At 73.8% G+C, this 21,724-nt stretch carries 12 protein-coding genes; 3 read left to right on the top strand and 9 right to left on the bottom strand.

All coding sequences use genetic code 11. The features are described from left to right. Positions 1 to 9 precede the first annotated feature (9 nt). The 3 genes from ACZ6C1_RS00635 to ACZ6C1_RS00625 all read right to left on the bottom strand — a co-directional run bounded on the left by ACZ6C1_RS00635 (position 10) and on the right by ACZ6C1_RS00625 (position 7,761). Positions 10 to 3,669, bottom strand: coding sequence for an ATP-dependent helicase (locus ACZ6C1_RS00635; RefSeq protein ID WP_469236427.1), 3,660 nt, complete (start codon positions 3,667 to 3,669; stop codon positions 10 to 12). 34 nt (positions 3,670 to 3,703) lie between these two features. Beyond that, positions 3,704 to 7,222: an ATP-dependent helicase gene (locus tag ACZ6C1_RS00630; protein WP_469236426.1), complete on the bottom strand. Its 3,519-nt coding sequence runs from the start codon at positions 7,220 to 7,222 to the stop codon at positions 3,704 to 3,706. Positions 7,223 to 7,371: 149 nt separating this feature from the next. Further along, complete coding sequence (locus ACZ6C1_RS00625) at positions 7,372 to 7,761, bottom strand: MGMT family protein (RefSeq protein WP_469236425.1); 390 nt, start codon at positions 7,759 to 7,761, stop codon at positions 7,372 to 7,374. 179 nt (positions 7,762 to 7,940) lie between these two features. Here ACZ6C1_RS00625 and ACZ6C1_RS00620 point away from each other — a divergent pair, with 179 nt between their 5' ends. The 3 genes from ACZ6C1_RS00620 to ACZ6C1_RS00610 all read left to right on the top strand — a co-directional run bounded on the left by ACZ6C1_RS00620 (position 7,941) and on the right by ACZ6C1_RS00610 (position 13,891). Further along, a complete protein-coding gene (locus ACZ6C1_RS00620; RefSeq protein WP_469236424.1) occupies positions 7,941 to 10,586 on the top strand; it encodes a lysylphosphatidylglycerol synthase domain-containing protein in 2,646 nt (881 codons plus the stop codon). A 79-nt stretch (positions 10,587 to 10,665) separates the two neighbouring features. Beyond that, on the top strand, positions 10,666 to 12,291 hold the full coding sequence (locus ACZ6C1_RS00615) for an alpha/beta hydrolase (protein WP_469236423.1): 1,626 nt from the start codon (positions 10,666 to 10,668) through the stop codon (positions 12,289 to 12,291). Between the two features lie 55 nt (positions 12,292 to 12,346). Continuing rightward, positions 12,347 to 13,891, top strand: a complete 1,545-nt coding sequence (locus ACZ6C1_RS00610) for an alpha/beta hydrolase (protein WP_469236422.1) — start codon at positions 12,347 to 12,349, stop codon at positions 13,889 to 13,891. Positions 13,892 to 14,005: 114 nt separating this feature from the next. Here the strand turns inward: ACZ6C1_RS00610 and moeZ are convergent, their stop codons facing one another. The 6 genes from moeZ to ACZ6C1_RS00580 all read right to left on the bottom strand — a co-directional run bounded on the left by moeZ (position 14,006) and on the right by ACZ6C1_RS00580 (position 21,724). Next, complete coding sequence (moeZ, locus tag ACZ6C1_RS00605) at positions 14,006 to 15,184, bottom strand: adenylyltransferase/sulfurtransferase MoeZ (RefSeq protein WP_469236421.1); 1,179 nt, start codon at positions 15,182 to 15,184, stop codon at positions 14,006 to 14,008. A gap of 61 nt (positions 15,185 to 15,245) precedes the next feature. Then, on the bottom strand, positions 15,246 to 16,007 hold the full coding sequence (locus tag ACZ6C1_RS00600) for a spherulation-specific family 4 protein (RefSeq protein WP_469236420.1): 762 nt from the start codon (positions 16,005 to 16,007) through the stop codon (positions 15,246 to 15,248). Continuing rightward, a complete protein-coding gene (locus ACZ6C1_RS00595; RefSeq protein ID WP_469236419.1) occupies positions 15,995 to 16,984 on the bottom strand; it encodes an NAD-dependent epimerase/dehydratase family protein in 990 nt (329 codons plus the stop codon). Before ACZ6C1_RS00595 ends, ACZ6C1_RS00600 begins: the two co-directional genes overlap by 13 nt. Before the next feature lie 112 nt (positions 16,985 to 17,096). Further along, on the bottom strand, positions 17,097 to 18,314 hold the full coding sequence (locus ACZ6C1_RS00590) for a hypothetical protein (RefSeq protein WP_469236418.1): 1,218 nt from the start codon (positions 18,312 to 18,314) through the stop codon (positions 17,097 to 17,099). Further along, positions 18,307 to 20,172 (bottom strand): DUF3492 domain-containing protein, encoded by a 1,866-nt coding sequence (locus ACZ6C1_RS00585; RefSeq protein WP_469236417.1) that lies wholly within the window; start codon positions 20,170 to 20,172, stop codon positions 18,307 to 18,309. Before ACZ6C1_RS00585 ends, ACZ6C1_RS00590 begins: the two co-directional genes overlap by 8 nt. Positions 20,173 to 20,356: 184 nt before the next feature. Continuing rightward, entirely contained in the window at positions 20,357 to 21,724 is a 1,368-nt protein-coding gene (locus tag ACZ6C1_RS00580; RefSeq protein ID WP_469236416.1) for a DUF3152 domain-containing protein, read from the bottom strand.

Genomic DNA, 21,724 nt, shown 5'->3' with positions numbered 1-21,724 from the left:
CCCTTGAGCCTATCCGGCATCGGGGGTGGCGCCGTCGGCCGTCCCACGGAGCAGGATGCGCTCGATCCCGTCACGTCCGGGCAGGTCGTCGGGGCGGACGACCTCACCCGTGCGCACGTAGACGAAGGCGGCCGTGACCGCGTCGAGCGGCAGGTCGTGCTGCTCGGCCCAGGCGAGCCGGTAGACCGCGAGCTGGAGCGGGTCGGCGGTGCGGGAGCGGTTGGTCTTCCAGTCGACGATCTCGTACGTACCGCTTTCGCGGTCGTGGTACACGGCGTCGATGCGGCCGCGAATCACCCGGCCGGCAAGGGCGAGCTGGAAGGGCGCCTCGACGCGGTGGGGGGTGCGGTGGGCGTACGCGGTGTTCTCGAAGGCTTCCTTGAGCGCGGCCAGGTCCCGCTCGTCGGCGATCTCCGGCTCGTCGGCGTACACCTCCCCGCCGGGGAGCTCGTCCGGCCCCAGCATCGGCAGGGGCAGCTCCTCGAACCGGGCCTCCACCCACGCGTGGAACCTCGTCCCGCGCCGTGCGGCGGGCTGCGGCGGGCGGGGCATGGGGCGGGCCAGCTCCTGTGCGAAACCGTCGGGATCGGCGGCCAGGCGCAGCAGCTGGGAGGCGGACAGGGACGTCGGGAGGAGGACGTCCCGGGTGGTGGCGCGGGCGCGGAGGAGCTCGCCGGTGAGCGCGTCGAGGTCGCGGTCCCAGGACGCGATGGTGCGAGCCTCCTCGGGCGTGAGGCGCCGCTCCCCCGGGCGGGTTCCGCCGTGCCCTTGCCGGGCGTCGGCTCGGCCGTGGCGGGGGGCGGCTTCGCGGTCGGTTCCGTGGCGGGGGGCGGCGGCTTCGTCCGTGTCGGTGAAGTCGCCGGTCTCGGTGAGGTCGTCGGTGCCGGTGAAGTCGCCGGAGCCGGTGGAGTCGGCTTCACCGTGCCGGGGTGCCGGCACGTTCGGGTGCGGGGCGGCGGGGGCGCCGGCGGTCTCCGGCCCGCCCGGGGTCCCGGTCGCCCAGTCGTCCCAGTCCGCGAGGTCGTCGGGCCATGGCTCGTCCTCCCATGGCTCGTCGGGGTCGGGGTGACCGGGGAGCTCGGCGAGGTCGGGGTACGGGACTGCCTCGGGATGGGCGAGGCTCCGGTGGTCGGGGTCCGGCGGGTCGGGCTCGGCGAAGGCGGGGGGCCCGGGCTCCGGAGGGGAGTCCAGGTACTCCATGACCTTGTCGGCGGCCGCGCGGCGGTGGGCCAGTGAGGTGGGGTCCAGGGGGAGCGGCCAGGCGTGGTCGGCCGTGGACTCCCGCAGCATGGGGTTCTCGGCGTCCTCGGCCGGTTCGTCCGCCCAGGCCTCGATCTCGCCGAAGCCCGCCGCGCAGTGGTCGTACAGCGCGTCCAGGAACGGGGACGGGCCGCGGGGGCGCTTCTGGGAAGGGCCCCACCAGTGGGCCGATCCCAGGAGGAGGGTGCGGGGGCGGGTGAAGGTCACGTACCCGAGGCGGAGCTCCTCGGTGTGCTGGTGGTCCTTCATGGCGTCCTTGAAGGATTTCAGCGACCTGGCGTCCCAGTCCTCGATCGTCGGCAGGGTCGGGGCGTCACCGCGCAGGGCGTGCGGGAGGACCTGGGGCTGGGACGTCCAGGACTCGCGGGACCTGGTGCTGGGGAACTGGGAGGTGACCAGGCCCGGGACGGCGACCACGTCCCACTCCAGGCCCTTGGACTTGTGGGCGGTGAGGACCTTGACGGTGTTCTCACCGCCCGGCAGGGCGTTGTCCAGGCCCTTCTCGTACTGGGCGGCCGTACGGAGGAAGCCGAGGAAGGCCAGCAGGGTCGCCTCGCCGTCGAGGGAGGCGAAGCCGGCCGCTATGTCGAGGAAGTTCGAGAGGGTCTCGCGGCGGCGGGCCGCCAGGGCGTGCGGGGACGCGGACAGCTCGACCTCCAGGCCGGTGGCGGCCAGGATCCGGTGCAGGACGTCCATCAGGGGGTCGGCCAGGGAGCGGCGCAGGTCGCGCAGTTCGGTGGCGAGGCGGGCGAAGCGCACCCGCGCCTCGGCGGAGAACGGCAGGCCGTCGTCCTCACCGGCCGGTTCGAGGAAGGTGTCCAGGGCGTCGGCGAGCGACACCACCTCGGCCGGGTCCACGCCCTCGACCGCCGCCGCCAGCCGCTCGTCGGGGTCCGCGTCGGCGTCGTCCCGCGAGCGGTGGACGAGGAGCCGGGCACGGCGGCCCAGCAGCGCCAGGTCACGGGCGCCGATCCGCCACCGGGGCCCGGTGAGCAGCCGTACGAGCGAGGCGTTGGCGCCCGGGTCCTGGAGGACCTCGCAGACCGCCACCAGGTCGGCGACCTCCGGCAGGTGCAGCAGCCCGGAGAGGCCCACGACCTCGACGGGGACGTCCCGGGCCACCAGGGCGGCCTGGATCTCGGGGAAGTCGGTCGCCGTGCGGCACAGGACGGCGATGTCACCGGGCTCCTTGCCGGTGCGCACGAGGTGGGCGATGGAGTCGGCCAGCCAGGCGATCTCCTCCGCCTGGGTGGGCAGCAGGGCGATCCTGACCGTGCCGTCGCGCTCGGCGCCGGGTGCCGGGCGCAGCGCCTCCACGCCCGCGTGCATGGCGCGCAGCGGCTCGGCGAGCCCATTGGCGAGGTCCAGGAGGCGGCCGCCGCTGCGGCGGTTCTCGCTGAGCGAGAAGCGGGTGGCGGGGGTGCCGTCCTCGTACGGGAAGTGCTCGGGGAAGTCGTCCAGGTTGGCGACGGACGCGCCGCGCCAGCCGTAGATCGCCTGGCAGGGGTCGCCCACGGCGGTGACCGGGTGCCCGGTGCCTCCGCCGAACAGCCCGGACAACAGCAGCCGCTGGGCGACGGAGGTGTCCTGGTACTCGTCCAGGAGCACGACCCGGAACTCGTCGCGGAGGATGGCCCCCACTTCGGGGCGGGTGAGCGCCAGCTCCGCGGAGAGGGCGATCTGGTCGCCGAAGTCGAGCAGGTCACGCTCGCGCTTGGCCACGCGGTAGCGGATGACCAGGTCGGTGAGCTCGCGGCGGGCGGCGGCGGCCTCGGGGACCTTGCGCAGGTCGGCGTTGGTGAGGCGGGCGCCGTCGAGGGCGGTGAGGAGCTCCGCGTCGTGACGGAGGAGGTCGGTGGGGCGTACGAGGTGTTCGGCGAGCTCGGCGTCGAGGGCGAGCAGGTCGCTGACGAGGGTGGGGAAGGACTTGGTCAGGGCGGGGTACGGGCCGGGCGCCTCGCGCAGCACGCGCGCGGCGAGCTGGTAGCGGGTGGCGTCGGCGAGGAGCCGGGCGGTGGGCTCCAGGCCGATGCGCAGTCCGTGATCGGTGAGGAGCTGGCCGGCGAAGGCGTGGTACGTGGAGATGCGCGGCTCGCCCGGCGGGTCGTCCGGGTCGATGACGTCGGGGTCGGTCACCCCGGCGCGGACGAGCGCCTTGCGGACGCGCTCGGCGAGCTCACCGGCCGCCTTGTTGGTGAACGTCAGGCCGAGGACCTGCTCGGGGGCGACCTGGCCCGTGCCGACCAGCCAGACCACCCGGGCGGCCATCACCGTCGTCTTGCCGGAGCCGGCTCCGGCCACGATGACCTGCGGGGCGGGCGGCGCGGTGATGCAGGCCGTCTGCTCCGGGGTGAACGGGATGCCGAGAAGCTCCTTGAGCTGCTCGGGGTCGGTGAGGCGAGTGGTCACGGTCAATGAGGCTAACCGGCCCCACTGACAGTCCTCACTCCACGATGTGGCGGCCCTCGGGACGGGCGCTGCAGGAGGCGCGGAACGCGCAGTGGTCGCAGTGCTTGCCGGTGGACGGGGTGAACCGTTCGTCCAGTACGCGTCCGGCGGCGGTCGCGAGCAGGTCACCGACCCACTCACCACTGAGCGATTCCTGGGCCTGCACCTTGGGCAGCGACTCGCCGCCCTCCTTCTTGGGCGCGGCCTGGCGCAACTGGACCAGCTCGGCGCCACCGGGTTCGGGGCGGCGGCCGTCGAAGACCTCGTCGACGGCACCCTCGCGGACGGCGAGCTGGTACACGGCGAGCTGGGGGTGGTGGGCGACCTCGTCCTTGGTGGGGGCCGATTTGCCGGTCTTGAAGTCGACGACGTAGGCCCGGCCGTGCTCGTCGGCCTCCACCCGGTCCATGGAGCCCCGGATCCGTACCTCGTACTCCCCCGCCTCCAGGGTGACGTCGAAGTCGTGCTCGGTGGCGGCGGGGGTGCGGCCGCCGCGGTCCATGACGTGCCAGCGCAGGAACCTTTCCAGCGCCACGCGCGCGTGCTCCTTCTCCTGGGCGGATTTCCAGGGGGCGTCGAAGGCGAGCGCGTCCCAGACGGAGTCGAGGCGCTCCATGAGGACGGCGAGGTCGGCCGGGGTGCGCCCGGAGGCCACCTCGTCGGCCAGGACGTGGACGACGTTGCCGAAGCCCTGGGCGGCGGTCGCTGGGGCGTCGGCCTTGACCTCGCGGCCCAGGAACCACTGGAGGGCGCAGGTGTTCGCGAGCTGGTCCAGGGCGCTGCCGGAGAGCGCGACGGGGCGGTCGCGGTCGCGGAGGGGGACGGTCGCGTGGGTCGGCTCGTACAGGCCCCACCAGCGGTAGGGGTGGGCGGCCGGGACGAGCGGCTGACCCTCGTCGTCGGTGAGCGCGGCGAGCCGGGCCAGGCGGCGGGCGGCGGCGTCGCGCAGGGCGGGGGTCGCTTCGGGGTCGACGGTGGTGGCGCGCAGCTCGGCGACCAGCGCGGCCACGGCGAGGGGGCGGCGGGGGCGGCCGGTGACGTCCTTCGGCTCGACCCCGAGTTCGGTGAGGAAACGGGAGGGCTGGTCGCCGTCGTCGGCGGGCGCCTTGACGGCGGTCACGACGAGCCGGTCGCGGGCGCGGGTGGCGGCCACGTAGAAGAGCCGGCGTTCCTCGGCGAGGAGGGCGCCGGGGGTGAGCGGCTCGGCGATGCCGTCGCGGCCGATGCGGTCGGCCTCCAGGAGGGAGCCGCGGCGGCGCAGGTCGGGCCAGAGGCCTTCCTGTACGCCGGCCACGACGACCAGGCCCCATTCGAGGCCCTTGGAGCGGTGAGCGGTCATCAGGCGCACGGCATCGGGCCGTACGGGGCGCTTGGAGAGGGTGTCGGCGGCGATGTCCTGGGCGTCGAGCTCTTCGAGGAAGTTCAGCGCGCCCCGGCCACCGGTGCGCTCCTCGGCGCGCGCGGCGGTGTCGAAAAGGGCGCACACGGCGTCGAGGTCGCGGTCGGCGTTGCGGCCGGCCGCGCCGCCCCGGAGCGCGGCGCGCTGGAGACGGGCGGGCCAGGGCGTACCGCTCCAGAGGAGCCAGAGGGCCTCCTCCGCGGTGCCGCCACCGGCGAGCAGCTCGCGGGTGCGGCGCAGAAGGTCACCGAGGCGCTGGGCGCCGCGCGCGTAGGAGGGGTCGTGCGCCACGAGACGCTCGGGCTCGGCGAGGGCGCGGGCGAGCAGCACGTCGGACGGCGGCGGGACCTTGTTGCCCCCGGCCCGCTCCTCGTCCCGCAGGGCGCGCCCGAGGCGGCGCAGATCGGCGGCGTCCATGCCGCCGAGGGGCGAGGTGAGCAGGCTGATCGCCGTCTCGGTGTCGAGCCACGCCCCGCTCTCCTCCGACACGTCGTCGTCCCGCTCCTCCCGAACGGCCCCCGACGAGTCCGCCCCCGGAACGGCTCCCGACAGGTCCGGCTCGGCGGCCACCGCCGCCGGCCCGCTCGGCACATCGGCACGCTCCTCCCGAACGGCCCCCGACACGTCAGTCACGGGAACCGCCCCCGACGAGTCCGGCTCAACGGACACCGCCCCCGGCTCGCCCGGCTCATCGGCACGCTCCTCGGACGGCGCCGTCGGGCCTCCGGGCGCGGGTGCCCCCGGGGCCGGGGTCGCGGCGGCTCGCAAGGCGGTCAGCAGCGGGGCCACCGCCGGTTCGTGGCGCAGCGGGACGTCGTTGCCGTCGACCTCGACCGGCACGCCCGCGGAGGTCAGGGCGCGGCGGAGGGTGGGGATGGTGCGGCCGCCCGCGCGGACGAGGACCGCCATGTCGTTCCAGGGGACGCCCTCCTCCAGGTGGGCGCGCCGCATGATGTCCGCGATGTTGTCGACCTCCGTGGAGGGGGTCGGGAAGGTGTACGTCTCGACCCGGCCGCCGCCCCGCACCGCGGCCAGGTCCCGGTGCGCCCGCGCCTTGTCCGCCGGCAGGCGCGGCAGCGGCATCCGGGTGGTCAGCAGGCGGGTGGCGGACAGCAGGGCCGCGCCCGAGCGGCGCGAGGTGGTGAGGACGGCGACCGGCGCGGGGGTGCCGTCGACGCGGCGGAAGGTGTCGGGGAAGTTCAGGATCCCGTTGACGTCCGCGCCCCGGAACGCGTAGATCGACTGGTCCGGGTCGCCGAACGCGTACAGCGTCCGCCCGCCGCCCGCGAGCGCCCGCAGCAGCCGGACCTGCGCCGGGTCGGTGTCCTGGTACTCGTCCACGAACACCGCGTCGTAGCCGGGCAGGGTCGCCGAACCGGCCAGGAGCACCGCCCGGTGCACGAGTTCCGCGTAGTCCAGCACGCCCTGCATGTCGAGCACGTCCAGGTACTCGGCGAGGAACTCGGCCGCCGCCGACCAGTCACGCCGCCCGGTGCGCGCGGCGAAGTCCGCCAGGGCTCGCGGGCCGAGGCCGAGTTCCCGGGAGCGGGCGAGCACGGCCCGGACCTCGTCGGCGAAGCCGCGCGTGGTCAGGCAGGCCCGTAGATCGTCGGGCCAGTGGATACGGGCCAGGCCCTCGCGCTCCAGGTCGAGCTGGCCCGCCAGCAGTTCGCGTACGGCCAGGTCCTGTTCCGGACCGGACAGCAGGCGCAGCGGCTCCGAGAAGAGATCGGCGTCCTGGTGGGCGCGGATCAGGGCGTAGCAGAAGGAGTGGAAAGTGGTCGCCTGGGGGGCTCGCACCCCGCCGATCCGTGCCGCCATCCGGTCGCGCAGTTCCACGGCCGCCTTGCGGCTGAAGGTGAGGACCAGGATCCGCTCGGGGTCGGTGCCTTGGGCGATCCGGGCGGCGACCGCCTCCACCAGTGTCGTCGTCTTGCCGGTGCCCGGGCCGGCGAGGACGAGGAGCGGTCCGCCGGGATGGTCAACCACGGCGCGCTGCGATGCGTCCAGGAGAGGGGGGTTCACGGGAGCCGGCGGGGTACGCACCAGTCGGTACGCGCCCGGGGTCCGCCCGCGAGATGACGTACGCCCGGTGGTAATCGAGGAGGAGCTCACGTGGATCGCCGGTCCTGGTGGGTGTGCTGGTGCTGAGGATGCTGGGTGGGTGCGGGGAGCACGCTGTGCGGGACGACGTTACGCGTACTCCGTACGGCCGTGCCCACGATGCCCACCCTGTCCGCCGTGCCGCCGCATGGCCGAAGCTGTCACCTGTGAGCCATCGCACTCGCGCCGCCGGGGCCACCGCCGCCGGACCCATCGCCCCCGTCCCAGCGCGCCCGCCGCATGTCGAGCCGCGGCAGATGGCCCTCGGCGTGGCGCGTGGCCTCGCGCAGCGGGGTGCCCTCCTCGCGATAGTGGCCGAGAGCCCGCAGCTCGTGGCCCGGCAGGAGCTGCCCGTCGGCCCGCACCACCCGCCACCACGGCACCGCGCCGCCGTAGAGCGCCATGACGCGCCCGACCTGGCGCGGGCCGCCCTCGCCGAGCCATTCGGCGACGTCTCCGTACGTCATCACCCGGCCGGCCGGGATCAGCTCGGCGACTTCCAGCACCCGTTCCGCGTACTCCGGAAGCTCCTCAGCACTCACCCGGTCCATCCTGCACCACACCACCGACAACGCGGGCAATGCACCCTGATGGCCCCCTCTACCGCCCGGTCATGCCACCATCTTCCGGGCGGTGACCGGTGATACGAGATCAACAAGACACAGACACGGCGAAGGGGCAGGATGTGCGGCCTCCCGAGGTGGCGACCACTTCGGGGCCTCCTGAGACGATGGAGAAGAATCAGACGAAGGAGACGGTATGCGTGAACGCGGAGAGGCACATCGACCGCGTCTCCGGTGACGAGCCGCTTCTCGCCGCACGCGTGCACCGGCCGTCCGACCTGCTGCGCCTGCTCGTCGGCATCCTCGCGATCGGCGTCGTCATCGCCATCGCCGCCTTCGCCCACGCCACCACCACCGGTCTCGAAGAGGACATCAGCAAGGGCACCGGCCAGGCCCCCGACGTCTTCGTCAAGGTCGCCGGGCTCGTCTCCAGCATCGCCGTCCTGCTCGTGCCGGTCGCCTTCGCGATCGAGCGGCTGATCAAGCGGGACGGGCTGCGCATCGCGGACGGCGTCCTCGCCGCCGTACTGGCGCACGGCGTCACCCTCGCCACCGATCTGTGGGTCGCGAGGGCGGCACCCGGCACCATCCAGGAGGCGCTGACACAGCCCCAGGCGGACGGCGGCCTGTCCGACCCCGTCCATGGGTACCTCGCTCCCGTCATCGCCTATATGACGGCCGTGGGAATGGCCCGCCGGCCGCGCTGGCGGGTGTCGCTGTGGGTGGTGCTGCTGCTCGACGCGTTCGCGATGCTCGTCGCCGACTACACCACGCCGTTCTCGATCATCCTGACCATCCTGATCGGCTGGACGGTCGCGTACGGCACGCTGTACGCGGTCGGCTCCCCGAACGTCCGGCCCACCGGCCAGACCCTCCTGGCGGGCCTGCGCCACGTCGGTTTCCGCCCGGTCACCGCGATGCGCGCGGAGGACGTCTCCGACTCCGCCGAGCAGGGCGACCGCGGCCGGCGCTACCTGGTCACGCTGGAGGAGGGCCCACCGCTCGACGTCACCGTCGTCGACCGGGAGCAGCAGGCCCAGGGCTTCTTCTACCGGGTATGGCGCCGCATGACCCTGCGGGGCATCACCACCCGCCGCTCCCTGCAGTCCCTGCGTCAGGCCCTGGAGCAGGAGGCGCTGCTCGCGTACGCGGCGATCGCCGCGGGCGCCAACGCGCCGAAGCTGATCGCCACCGCCGAGCTCGGCCCGGACGCCGTGATGCTCGTGTACGAGCACCTCGGTGGCCGTTCGCTGGACGCGCTGGACGACAAGGAGATCACCGACGAGGTGGTACGCGGAGCCTGGCAACAGGTGAAGGCGCTCCAGTCGCGGCGTATCGCGCACCGCAGGCTGACCGGCGACGCGCTTCTGGTGGATCGTTCCGGCAAGGTGATCATCACAGACCTCCGGGGCGGGGAGATCGCCGCCGGGGACCTCGTGCTGCGGATGGACATCGCACAGTTGCTGACCACCCTGGGGCTGCGTGTGGGCGCGCGGCGCGCGGTGGCGGCCGCCGTCGACGCACTGGGCCCCGACCGGGTCGCCGACTGCCTGCCGCTGCTCCAGCCGATCGCGCTGAGCCGCTCCACGCGCGCGACGCTGCGCAGGCTCGCGCGGGAACGCGCGCAGCGGGAACGGGAGGCGGTGCTGGCCGCGTCCGAGGCGGCCAAGCGCGCACGGCTGGAGAGTCACGCCGCCGAGAAGACCGACGAGGAGAAGCGGGCGGACCGCAAGGCGGTGCGCGCGGAGAAGCAGGCCGAGAAGCGGGCCCTGGACGAGGCGATGGACGAGGTCCGCGAGGAGGACCTGCTGGCCCAGATCCGGCAGCAGGTGCTGCTGATCAGACCTCAGGCCCCGGTGGAGCCCGCCCGGCTGGAGCGGATCAGGCCGCGGACACTCATCAGCATCATCGCCGGCGCGATCGCCGTCTACTTCTTGATCTCGCAGATCTCCAAGGCGTCGCTGTCGGTCTCCACGTTCGCCGGGGCGGACTGGGCCTGGGTCGCGGTGGCGCTGCTCTTCTCCGCGCTCAGCTACGTGGCCGCCGCGATGAGCCTGCTGGGCTTCGTCCCGGAGCGGGTGTCCTTCGGCCGCACGGTGATCGCCCAGGTGGCGGGGTCGTTCGTCAAGATCGTCGCCCCGGCGGCGGTGGGCGGGGTGGCGCTCAACACCCGTTTCCTCCAGCGCTCCGGGGTCCGGCCCGGGCTGGCGGTGGCCAGTGTCGGCGCCTCGCAATTGTTCGGCCTGGGCGCGCACATCCTGTTGCTGCTCTCGTTCGGCTATCTGACGGGTACGGAGAAGACCCAGGACTTCACCCCGTCCAGGACCGTGATCGCGGGGCTGCTGACGGCCGCGGTGCTGGTGCTGGTCGTCACGGCCATCCCCGCCATGCGCAAGTTCGTCTCCACCCGGCTGCGGTCGCTGTTCGCCGGTGTGGTGCCGCGCATGCTGGACGTGCTCCAGCGGCCGGGGAAGCTGATCACCGGCATCGGCGGGATGCTGCTGCTGACGGGTGCGTTCGTGCTGTGCCTGGACGCGTCGATCCGCGCCTTCTCGGACGGCGCGCAGCCGCTGAGCTACGCGAGCCTCGCCGTGGTGTTCCTCGCGGGCAACGCCCTGGGGTCGGCCGCGCCCACGCCGGGTGGTGTCGGGGCCGTGGAGGGTGCCCTGACCTTCGGCCTGGTGGCCGTGGGCGGTCTGCCCGCGGAGGTAGCGGCCCCGGCGGTGCTGCTCTACCGCCTGATGACGCTGTGGCTGCCGGTGCTGCCGGGCTGGTTCTCGTTCAACTTCCTGACACGGAAGGGCGCCCTGTAGCGCCCGTCCGGCACACCGCCGGCCACCCGCATGGACCTGGGCACGGGCGCCGTGCGGGAGCCGGGCGCACCATGGGTCCATGACCACCCGCGCCGCCCGGACCGCCGCCAACCGCACTCCACGGCGTGCCACCGCGCGCACCGCCCGGCCCGCCACCCGGTCAGCCGCCGTGCTCGCCGCGGCGACCGCCACCGCCCTGATGGTCGCCGGCTGCTCGGACAACGGCGACAAGGGCGGCCAGGACACGGACCGGCCCAAGGATCTGGCGACCCAGAAGCTGGCCTGGGACGCGTGCCCGGCCCCGGCCCTCCAGGAGGGCACGGGCACCGCCCCGTCCCCGCTGCCCGGCGGCACCAAGTGGGAATGCTCCTTCATGCAGGTGCCGCTCGACTACGCGGATCCCGACGGCGAGACCATCGAGCTGGCGCTCATCCGGGCCAAGGCCTCCGACCCGGCGAAACGGATCGGCTCCCTCATCTTCAACTTCGGCGGCCCCGGCGGCTCCGGCATCACCGCCCTGCCCTCCTTCGCCAAGGACTACGAGTCCCTGCGCACCCGCTACGACCTGGTGAGCTTCGACCCTCGCGGGGTCGGCCGCAGCGTGGGCGTGGAGTGCCAGGACGACCGGCAGCTCGACGCGTTCTTCGCGCTCGACTCCACACCCGACGACGCCGGTGAGGAGAAGGCCTACCAGGACGCGCTGAAGGAGTTCGCCGCCGCGTGCGAGGAGAACTCCGGTGAGGCGCTGCCCCATGTGGGCACCCTCGACGCGGCCCGCGACATGGACCTGATGCGCCAGGTGCTCGGTGACGCCAAGCTGCACTACTTCGGCATCTCCTACGGCACCGAACTGGGCGGCGTGTACGCCCACCTGTTCCCCAAGAACGTCGGGCGGGCCGTCTTCGACGCCGTGGTCGACCCCACCGGCGGCGCGGAGCAGGGCGCGCTCGGCCAGGCGGAGGGCTTCCAGCTCGCCCTGAACAACTTCGCCGAGGACTGCGCCCGGCGCGGCGACGCCTGCAAGCTGCCGGGGGCCGACGCCAAGGAGATCGAGGGCTTCATCACCGACCTGCTCGCCCGGCTCGACAAGAAACCCATCCCTGGCATCGGCGACCGGAAGCTCACCCAGTCCCAGGCCGCCAACGGCATCCTCCAGGCCCTGTACTCGAAGGAGTACTGGTCCTACCTGGAACAGGGTCTCGACGAGGCGGACGGCGGCGACGGGGCACTGCTCCTCGCCCTGTCGGACTCCATGAACGGCCGCGACCAGGACGGCACCTACAGCAACCTCCAGGCGGCCAACGCGGCCATCAACTGTGTCGACGACAAGGCCCGGTTCTCCGTGGAGCAGGCGAAGGCGAAGCTGCCGGAGTTCCGCGAGGCGTCCCCCGTCTTCGGATCCTTCCTCGGCTGGGGCCTGATCACCTGTTCCCAGTGGCCCGTCGCCGGCACGTGGGAGCACCCCGAGGTCAGCGCCCCCGGCTCGGCGCCCATCCTGGTCGTCGGCACCACCGGCGACCCGGCCACTCCGTACGCCGGGGCCAAGGCCATGGCGACCGCGCTGGGCAAGGGCGTCGGCGTGGAGCTGACGTACCGGGGCGAGGGCCACGGCGCCTACAACGGCGGCGACGCGTGTGTGAAGCGGGCGGTGGACGCCTACCTGCTGGACGGCAAGGTGCCGAAGTCGGGGACCGTCTGCCCGTAGCGCTGTCGGCGGCCCGGCCTAGGATGGCTGTTCGGTACAGGAGTTGGGGGGACATATGTCCATGCGGGTACGGGCCGGAGGCCTGGCGGTCGCGGCGACGCTGGTGGCCGGCCTCGCCACCGGCTGCGACAGCGGCGGTGACACGACCTCCGGCACCGGCAGCGGAGGTGGCTCCGAGGGCGCGGCGATGACCTCCCTGCCGCCCGCACTCACCGGCCAGAAGCTCGACTGGCGCGACTGCGAGGCACCCGAGGGAGCGGAGAAGCCCGGCCCCCAGTGGCGCTGTGCGAGCGTCAAGGTACCCCTCGACTACACGAAGCCGGACGGCGAGACGATCTCCATCGCGCTGATCCGCAAGGAGGCCCGCTACAAGGACCGCCGGATCGGCTCCCTGCTGTTCAATTTCGGCGGCCCGGGTGCCTCCGGGGTGACCGCCATGCCGCAGGCGGCCGAGGGGTTCGAGGAGCTGGGCTCCCGCTACGACCTCGTCGGGTTCGACCCGCGCGGGGTGGAGCGGAGCTCCGGCGTGGTGTGCCGTGACAGCGCCGAGCAGGCCGCCTCCCTGGCGCGCATCGACCTCACGCCGGACACGCCTGCCGAGGAGGCCGCGTTCCTCAAGGACGGTGCCGACTTCGGTGCCGGGTGCGCGAAGCGGTCCGGCAAGGTCATCGGCCATGTCACCACGAGCAACACCGCGCGGGACCTGGACCTCGTGCGGCACGTACTGGGCGACAGGAAGCTCAACTACATGGGCTTCTCCTACGGCACGCAACTGGGCGGGACGTACGCCCACCTGTTCCCGCGCAACGTCGGACGGACCGTCCTGGACGCGGTCGTCGACCCGACCGCGGACACCGCGGGCCACGCCCGCAACCAGGCCATCGGCTTCCAGCGGGCGCTGAACAACTACTTCGCGTCCACCGGTGAGGGAGCCGGGGCGGGCAACGCGCGCGTGACCTCGCTGCTGGAGCGGCTCGACCGCGAGCCGCTGTCCACCGCCGACGGCCGCGAGCTCACGCAGAGCCTCGCGCTCACCGGCATCGCCCAGACCCTGTACTCGAAGGAGATGTGGCCGTACCTCACCGAGGGCCTGAAGGAGGCCGAGTCGGGTGGGGGTGACGCCCTCCTGCGGCTCGCCGACATGTACAACGACCGGGCGGCGGACGGTACGTACGGCACGCAGGCACACTCGCAGCGCGCCATTTCGTGCGCCGACAGCAGCAGCCGGCCGACGGCCGCCGAGGCCCGGGCGCTGCTGCCGGATTTCCGGAGGATATCGCCGGTCTTCGCCGAGTTCATGGCCTGGGACACGGCCGGATGGTGCGCCGACTGGCCGGTGAAGGGCGAGAGCGCCACTCCGGAGGCGAGTGCGCCGGGTGCGGGTCCGGTCCTGGTCGTGGGGACCACGGGAGACTCCGCGACGCCCTACGAGGGCGCCAAGAAGATGGCGGACGAGCTCGGTCCGGGCGTCGGCGTCCTCCTCACCTACAAGGGCGAGGGGCACGGCGCGTACAGCAGCGGCAACGCGTGCGTGCAGGACACGGTGAACGACTACCTGCTGGACGGCAAGGTCCCGGCGAGCGGCAAGACCTGCTCCTGAGCGCGTCCCGAGCACGCGGCGGCCCCGACGGGCAGCGGCTGCGGGCACGCGGGAGGGGCCGGACCCGTGCCGGGTCCGGCCCCTCGCCGCGAACGTGGTCCGGTGGACCGGTGTCTAGTAGACGGGCTTCTGCGGCTCGATCTGGTTGACCCAGCCGATGACGCCGCCACCGACGTGCACCGCGTCCGCGAAGCCCGCGGACTTCAGCACGGCGAGGACTTCCGCACTGCGGACGCCCGTCTTGCAATGCAGGACGATCTTCTTGTCCTGCGGGAGGCCCTGGAGGGCACTGCCCATGAGGAACTCGTTCTTCGGGATCAGACGGGCACCGGGGATCGAGACGATCTCGTACTCGTTCTGCTCACGGACGTCGATGATGTCGATCTTCTCGCCCCCGTCGATCCACTCCTTGAGCTGCTTGGGAGTGATCGTCGAGCCGAGCGCCGCCTCCTGGGCCTCCTCGGACACGACGCCGCAGAAGGCCTCGTAGTCGATGAGCTCGGTGACGGTCGGGTTCTCGCCGCAGACCGCGCAGTTCGGGTCCTTGCGGACCTTGACCTGGCGGTACTGCATCTCCAGGGCGTCGTAGATCATCAGGCGGCCGACCAGCGGGTCGCCCACACCGGCCAGGACCTTGATCGCCTCGGTGACCTGGATGGACCCGATGGACGCGCACAGCACGCCCAGCACGCCGCCCTCGGCGCAGGAGGGGACCATGCCCGGCGGCGGGGGCTCCGGGTACAGGCAGCGGTAGCAGGGGCCGTACTCGGACCAGAAGACGGAGGCCTGACCGTCGAAGCGGTAGATCGAACCCCATACGTACGGCTTGTTCAGCAGCACGCACGCGTCGTTGACCAGGTAACGCGTGGCGAAGTTGTCCGTGCCGTCGACGATCAGGTCGTACTGGCTGAAGATGTCCATCACGTTGTCGGCCTCGAGCCGCTCCTCGTGAAGGATCACGTTCACGTACGGGTTGATGCCGAGCACGCTGTCGCGCGCGGACTCGGCCTTGGAGCGGCCGATGTCGGACTGGCTGTGGATGATCTGGCGCTGGAGGTTGGACTCGTCGACCTCGTCGAACTCCACGATGCCGAGGGTGCCCACGCCCGCCGCGGCCAGGTACATCAGGGCCGGCGAACCCAGGCCACCGGCGCCCACACAGAGCACCTTGGCGTTCTTGAGCCGCTTCTGCCCGTCCATCCCGACATCCGGGATGATCAGGTGGCGGGAGTACCGGCGGACCTCGTCTACGGTGAGCTCGGCGGCCGGCTCGACCAGGGGTGGCAGCGACACGGGGACTCCGTTGGTCGGTAGTCAGTACGGTTGTTCTCCCGTAACACTGCCACGGCCCTCCTCATTCCGAGACACCCGGTCCGATCTGCGAGACGATTTCGTCCCAGTAGCCGGGCAGCGCCGCGAATGGGTTGGTATGTCCGGTGTCGCCCATGCGGTCGGTGAAGAAGATGGTCCCGGCACCCTGCCAGCGGGCGATACGCATCGCCTCGTCGAGATGCGTGCGCGGCACCCCGTGGACGAGGTGGACGAACCTCTCCGGCGGATGGTCGGCGGTCCACTCCGCCACCTGTGACCAGCGGTATTCCGCCCACGGCCCGGAGAAGGTCACCAGCTGGTCGGCGATCTCCGCGTATCCCGGACAAGGGTGCGAGCCGTGCCCCAGCACCAGGTGACCGCCCTCGGCGTGCTCCAGGACCACCTCCAGGGTGGCCGTGACACGCCGCACGGCCGACAGGTCCGCGCGGTCCGTGGGACAGCGGTCCAGCAGGTAGCCGTCCACCTTGTACCAGTCGAGGAAACGGTGCGCGTCGGAGACGATCTCGCCGAACGGGCGCGAGCCGTGGCGCAGGTCGAGGTGCCCCAGCACCCGCACGCCGGCGTTCCGCAGCTTCCCGGCCGCCTCCAGGCAGTGCGGGTCGGGCCGGGCCCCCGGGCCGTCCGCGACATTGAGGACGGCCCAGTGCAGGGGCGTACCGGGGCGGGTCAGCTCCGCCCACTCGACCGGGGCCAGCAGGGGGTGTGCGTAGCCGGGGACACCGAACCCGAGCCGTTCGGCGCCGGTCGCGGAGAGCTCCGTGCCGGTACGGGTCAGATGCGGCACGCCGCCTCCATCCAGATGTCGGCCAGCGACTCCTCCAGATTGATGCGGGGCCGCCAGCCGAGCCGGTCGCGGGCGGTGCGCACATCGGCCTGCTGCCAGCCGCCGCATCCGTCGGGGTACGGGTGGGGCGCCGCGGGGGCCAGGTGGTCCGGGCCGCTCTCGCCGCGCTGGGCGCCGATGGCCGCCATGGCCCCCACCGACGACAGGGCCGGCCTGACCGGGGGCGCGTCCAGCTCGTGCAGCGAACCCGCGTACCCGGCCACCCTCGCCAGGACGGCGGCGGCGTCCCGGAGCCGTACGGCACGGCCGGTGCCGATGTTGACGATGCCCTGGGCCGCGGAGAGGGAGGCGGCGTGCACGGCGCGCGCGACGTCCCGTACGTCGACGAAGTCGCGCTGGACGCCGAGGCCGCCGAGCTTCAGCTCGCCGTCCCCGGTCTGCATGGCGCGCCGCATGGCCTCCGCGAGCCGGCCGAGCGGCGACCCGGCGGGGGTGCCGGGGCCGACCGGGGAGAAGACCCGCAGGACGACGGCGTCCAGCCCGGAGCCGAGGACCAGCTCGGTGGCGGCGAGCTTCGACACGCCGTAGGGCCCGCCGGGGCGCGGCACCGCGTCCTCCGCGGTGGACGAGCCGGGCTGCGAGGGCCCGTACTCGGAGGCGCAGCCGACCTGGACCAGACGGGCCCCGCAGCCGCTGCGGCGCAGCGCCTCGCAGACGGTGGCGACGGCGACGGTGTTGTGCCGGGTCAGCTCGCGTGCGCCGCCCCGGGTGGTCCCGGCGCAGTTGATCACGACGCCGGGGTGGACCGCGTCCAGGAACCGGGTGAGCGCGCCGGGGCTGCCGCCGGCGAGGTCGAAGCGTACGTCGGCGTCGTCGCCGCGCCCGAGGGCGGTCAGGTGGACGGCCGGGTCGGCGAGCAGCCGGTCGGCGACGAAACGGCCGATGAATCCATTGGCACCGAGCAGCAGCACCCTCATCGCGCGCCCCCTTCGCGCCGAGTGGCCGTTGCGGGGGTTTGGGGGGTCATGGTCGTTGTCTCCTTGGGGATGTGTGCCGGGGAAAGGGGTGTACGGGGGTACCGGCCGGGTCTCAGCCGACGGCGGTGTCCGCATGGGCCGAGGCCCGGGCGAGTACGGCGGTGGCGTACGCCAGCAGGGCGAAGGCGGCCGCGCCGCACGCCAGCGTGGGGAGGGCCGCGGAGCCCCAGGCGGCGGTGGTCGCCTCGACGGGGCGGGCGAGCCAGGAGAGGCCGGGGAGTCGGCCGGCGAGCACGGACGCGAGGGCGAGGGCCTCGGCGGCGCACGCGGCGAGGAGGCCGGCGGCGGCGCCCGGGAAGCCGTGGACGGTGAGCAGGCGGGCGAGGAAGAGGAGGGTGCCGAGCGCCACGGCGCCCTCGCTGAAGGACCCCTGGCCGAGGACGGTGTCCACGAGCACGACCAGTCCGGTCAGGGCGGCCGTGTGCAGCGCGACGACACCGAGGAGCAGGGGCCGGGTCCCGGCGGCGAAGTCCGCCAGGCCGCGGCTGCCGGCGAGTCTGCGCCGCGCCCGTACCGCGAAGAGCCGGGCGCACCAGGCCGCGGGCGCCGCGGCGAGGGCGACGCCCAGCAGCGGCGGCGCGTCGACGGGCCACATCCCCTCGGGTCCGCCGGCCAGGAGCCGGCCCAGGAGTCCGTCGCCGAACAGGGCGTACACGAGCAGGAACGCGGTCCACACGCGCGTGCCCGGTGTCGCGGGGCCGGCGGTGAGTGCCACGGCGATCACCACGGCGCCCACCACGCCGATGGCCGCCCGCAGCGGCCCGTCGGTCACGACGAGGCCCACCGACGTGAGCGCCCCCACGGCGCCGGGCACCAGCGCCGACAAGGCGGCCCCGGCGTTCCACGAGGCGCCCGTGCCGGGTGCGGGGGCGGCTGAGCGGCGCCGTTCGTCGTCGTCGGCGCGCGGCACGCGCGCGTACAGCTCCTCGGCGAGTGAGAACACGTCCCGGTGCCGGAACCGGGCGGCGGTCCGGTCGGTGACCCCGTGGGCCTCCAGCCCGGCGGCGATCTCCAGCGGGTCGACCGCCCGCTCGCACAGCTCCCGGTGCCGGTGCAGCAACGCCTTCACCGGATCGGCGGGCCCCCGCCGGGTGACGCCGGCACGGGCAGGGCCGCGCCCGGTACCCGCCGCGGCGCGCGCGTCGTGGCCCCCGAGTGCGGGCTCCGCCAGCAGGGCCTCGGCGCGGCTGCGCCACCCGCCGGGCAGCCCGTCGGCGGGGCCGGCGCCCCGGGCGTGCCCGCCCGGCATGGTCGTACCTCCGTCAGACATGGCCGTCCGCCCTTCCCAGGACCGGGAACGTGGCCGCGACCGGGTAGGAGGCCGCGACCGGCAACGACGCCACCACCGGACCCGGGTCCGGCGCCCGGCCGGAGACCGCGCCCGGCAGCCCGCCCGGTACCCGGTCCGCCCCGGCGGCAGCGACCGCGCTCGCCGGGGGCGCCGCCGCGGCCCGGGCCGGGGTGGCCGCGACTCCCGTGGCGCGTCCGGTCCAGTGGCCGGGCACGTACGCCTCGGCGGGGTGGGCGAACGGCAGGGGTTCGCCGTCCGTGCCGATGGCCTCCGTGTCGCGGCGCACCGGCGCGCGGGAGATGAGCTCCAGGTAAATGCCGCGAAATGCCGCGACGTTCTGCTCCACGGTGAACAGTTCGAGCGCGCGGGCGCGCGCGGCGGCGCCCAGTCGTTCGCGCCGCGCCCGGTCGCGCAACAGCGCCAGGCACGCGTCGGCGAGCGCCCGCGGATTGCGCGGGGGCACGACCAGTCCCGTACCGCCGATGACCTCGACGACCGCGCCGACGTCCGTCGAGACGGTGGCGCGACCGCACAGCATGGCCTCGACGAGGTTGACCGGGAAGCCCTCGACCACGCTGGAGAGGACGACCACTCCGGCCGCGGCGTAGGCGTCGGTGACGTCGGGCGCGTACGGGCCGCCGAGGTCCTCGAAGGAGACGGGGTTGTCGCCCACGGCGTGCGCGTCGGCCGCCTCGTCGGGGAAGAGCTGCGCGGCCAGGGCCTCGCAGTGCGCGCGGTACGTGGCGGAGTCGGCGTCCCGGACGGGTGCGGAAACGATCCTGAGCCGGGCTCCCGGCTCCTCCCTCCGCACCTCCGCGAAGGCGTGCAGCAGGCCGACGAGGTCCTTCGCCGGCTCGATGCGCCCGACCCACACCAGGGTTTGCGGATCACCGCTGTCGTGGCCCTCCCCCACCGCCGCGAACCGCTCGGCCTCCATGCCCGGGTAGACGGTGCGCAGTTTGGCGCGTTCGGCGCCGCACCTCTCCTGCCAGCGGCGGGCGTGGGTGTTGCCCGGGGTGATGACGGCCGCCTGCCGGTACACCTCGGCGGCCAGGCATCCGTGGAAGGCGGCGAGCAGGGCGCGAACGGGAGCGCTCAGCGGCGCGTCGGCGACCGCGAGGTAGTGCGCGCGCAGATGTACGCCGTACTCCGTGACCAGCAGCGGAACGCCGAAGAAGCGTTTGGCCAACAGGCCGGGCAGGGCGGCGGTCCCACCGGACGTCGCATGGCACAGGTCGACCGCGCCCAGGCCCTCCTCGCCGTACCAGTCGAGGGACAGGGGCCGCAGGGCCCGCTCCACCTGCTCGGCGAAGACGAGGTGGTCGGTCACGGTGGCGCCGTGCACGCCCCGGCGCACGCCACCGGCGCGGCAGGCGGACTCCAGGGCGCGGACGGCGGCTTCCGAGCGGAGGGCGGCGGACAGGCCACCGTACTCGCGGCCCAGGTCGGCGAGCCCGTAGAGCCCTTCGGCGAAGTCGGCGGGGGCGTCGGCCGTCCCGCAGACGGCGGCGGCGAGCGTCGTGAAGCACGTGGAGAAGCGCCGGCGCTCCCGCCGGCCGTACGCCCGCCCGGCGCGCCCCGCCCGCCCGGCGCGCCCCGCACGCCCGGTGGGCACACCCGGCCGGTCGTCCTCGGGACCCCACAGCGGAGCCGTACGCACGCGCTGCACCTGGGGCGGGAGCGGGACCCAGCCGGCGTCCTCCTGGCGGGCGCTGCGGCTCAGCGCGTAGACGTGAAACTCGTGCTGCGCGAGCCCACGCACGAGCCGGTCGCACCAGAGCCTGGACTCACCTGTCGTATACGGGTATCCACTGTCGGTGAGCAGTCCGATCCGCACGAGTACACCCCCGATCTCCCTTGTGTGCGGCCACCGTTGGTCCGGCGGCTCACAGCGGGAAGAACGTAAGCGGATATGCCGGTGACGTGATGGACGGTTGTCCGTTGCGCCACCGGAAGGGGTGAATGCTCGTAACTTTCCTGCGCCCGTCGCGTTTCGACGCGCTAGGGGCGGATTCGCCCGGTCAGCCGTTGGGGAAGACCCAGGGGTTGGGGCGGCACTTGATGCCCTCGACCTCCAGCGACTTGGTCTGCTGCTGCATCACCGGCGCGAGGGCGCCGGGTGTACGGCAGTTCACGTGGTTGTGCCCCAGCCGGTGCCCGACCTCGTGGTTGATCAGCATCTGCCGGTACGTGTGCATCGCGGCGACCCCGTAGGTCTCCGAGCCCTGGGCCCACCGGTACGCGTTGATCATCACGCGCTCGGTGGCGGCGGAGTCGCACGAGACGTTGTCGACGGTGGTGTCCAGCCCGGACTTGGCGCACCAGACCCCGGTGGTTCCCGGGCTCGCCAGCGTGACCACGAACTCGGCCTCGCCGCTGGAGACCCGCTCGAAGGTCATGGCACCGTTGTGCGCCCAGCTGCGGTCGTCGTTCAGGGTCTCCTGGACCGCCCGCGCGAACAGCGCCGGGTCGAGCCCGAGGCCCTTCTCGACGTCGATCCGGTAGCGCACCTTGCGGCCCTTGCCGGGTGCCGTGTCGGTGCCCGGTACCACCTCGAACTCTCCGGAGCCCTTCAGCTTCGGGTCGAGCGGGAACCGCTCGGCCATCAGCTGCGCGTACGTGGCCGGGGCGGCCCGCCGCGCGGGCGGGGGCGGTGCGGCGCGCTCGTCGGAACGGTCCGAGCGGGCGCCGTCACCGCCGTCGGCCTGGCGGCCGGCGCTCTCGCCCGGCGGGCGGGAGGCGGAGGTGTCCGGTCCGGCGCCGGTGACCTGACCGGCCACGACGACGGCGAGGACGGTGGTGACCGCGGCGGCGGCGATACCGGTGAACGTACGGCCCTTGCCGGCGCCGCCCGGGCGGCCGGTCTTCCGGTCGCCCTCCTCGAAACCGGGCTGATCGGAGCGGGCCCCGGGCCCACCGGGCCCACCGAAGTCTCGGGGCGAAGCCCCGCGCGGGGTGCCGTCGAAGGCCTCCACGAACTCGCGGCGCGGTCCCGGTATCCGGGCGCCCATGCCCACGCCGGTGGCGGGACCGCCGTTCCCCGGGCTCCCGGGCCCACCACGACCCGGACCGCCGGGCTCCCGGCCACCCGGCGCCGGGCCCGCGGGCCCCGGGCCGCCGGGCCGGTCCGGGCGCGCCGGTACGCCGCGCCAATCGCCGTACCGGCCGGTGTCGCCCCAGCCGCCGCCCGGCTCGCGCTGCTCGGGGTGGCCGCCCCGTACGTATGGCTGCGGTCCCGTGGGGGACGCGCTCTGGTGGTGCTGCTGCTCGGGGGGCGCCGCGGGGGCCTTGCGCCGGCGTCCGCCACCGGGACGCGCCCCCTCGCGCACCGGGCCCTTGGCCTGTTCGGAGCCCTGAGGTGCGGGGCCTTTGCGGCTATGTCGTCCCAC

The organism is Streptomyces sp. NPDC041796, assembly GCF_055590785.1.
The sequence above is the reverse complement of the archived record's forward strand: the minus strand, read 5'-3'. Positions and strand labels throughout refer to the sequence as shown.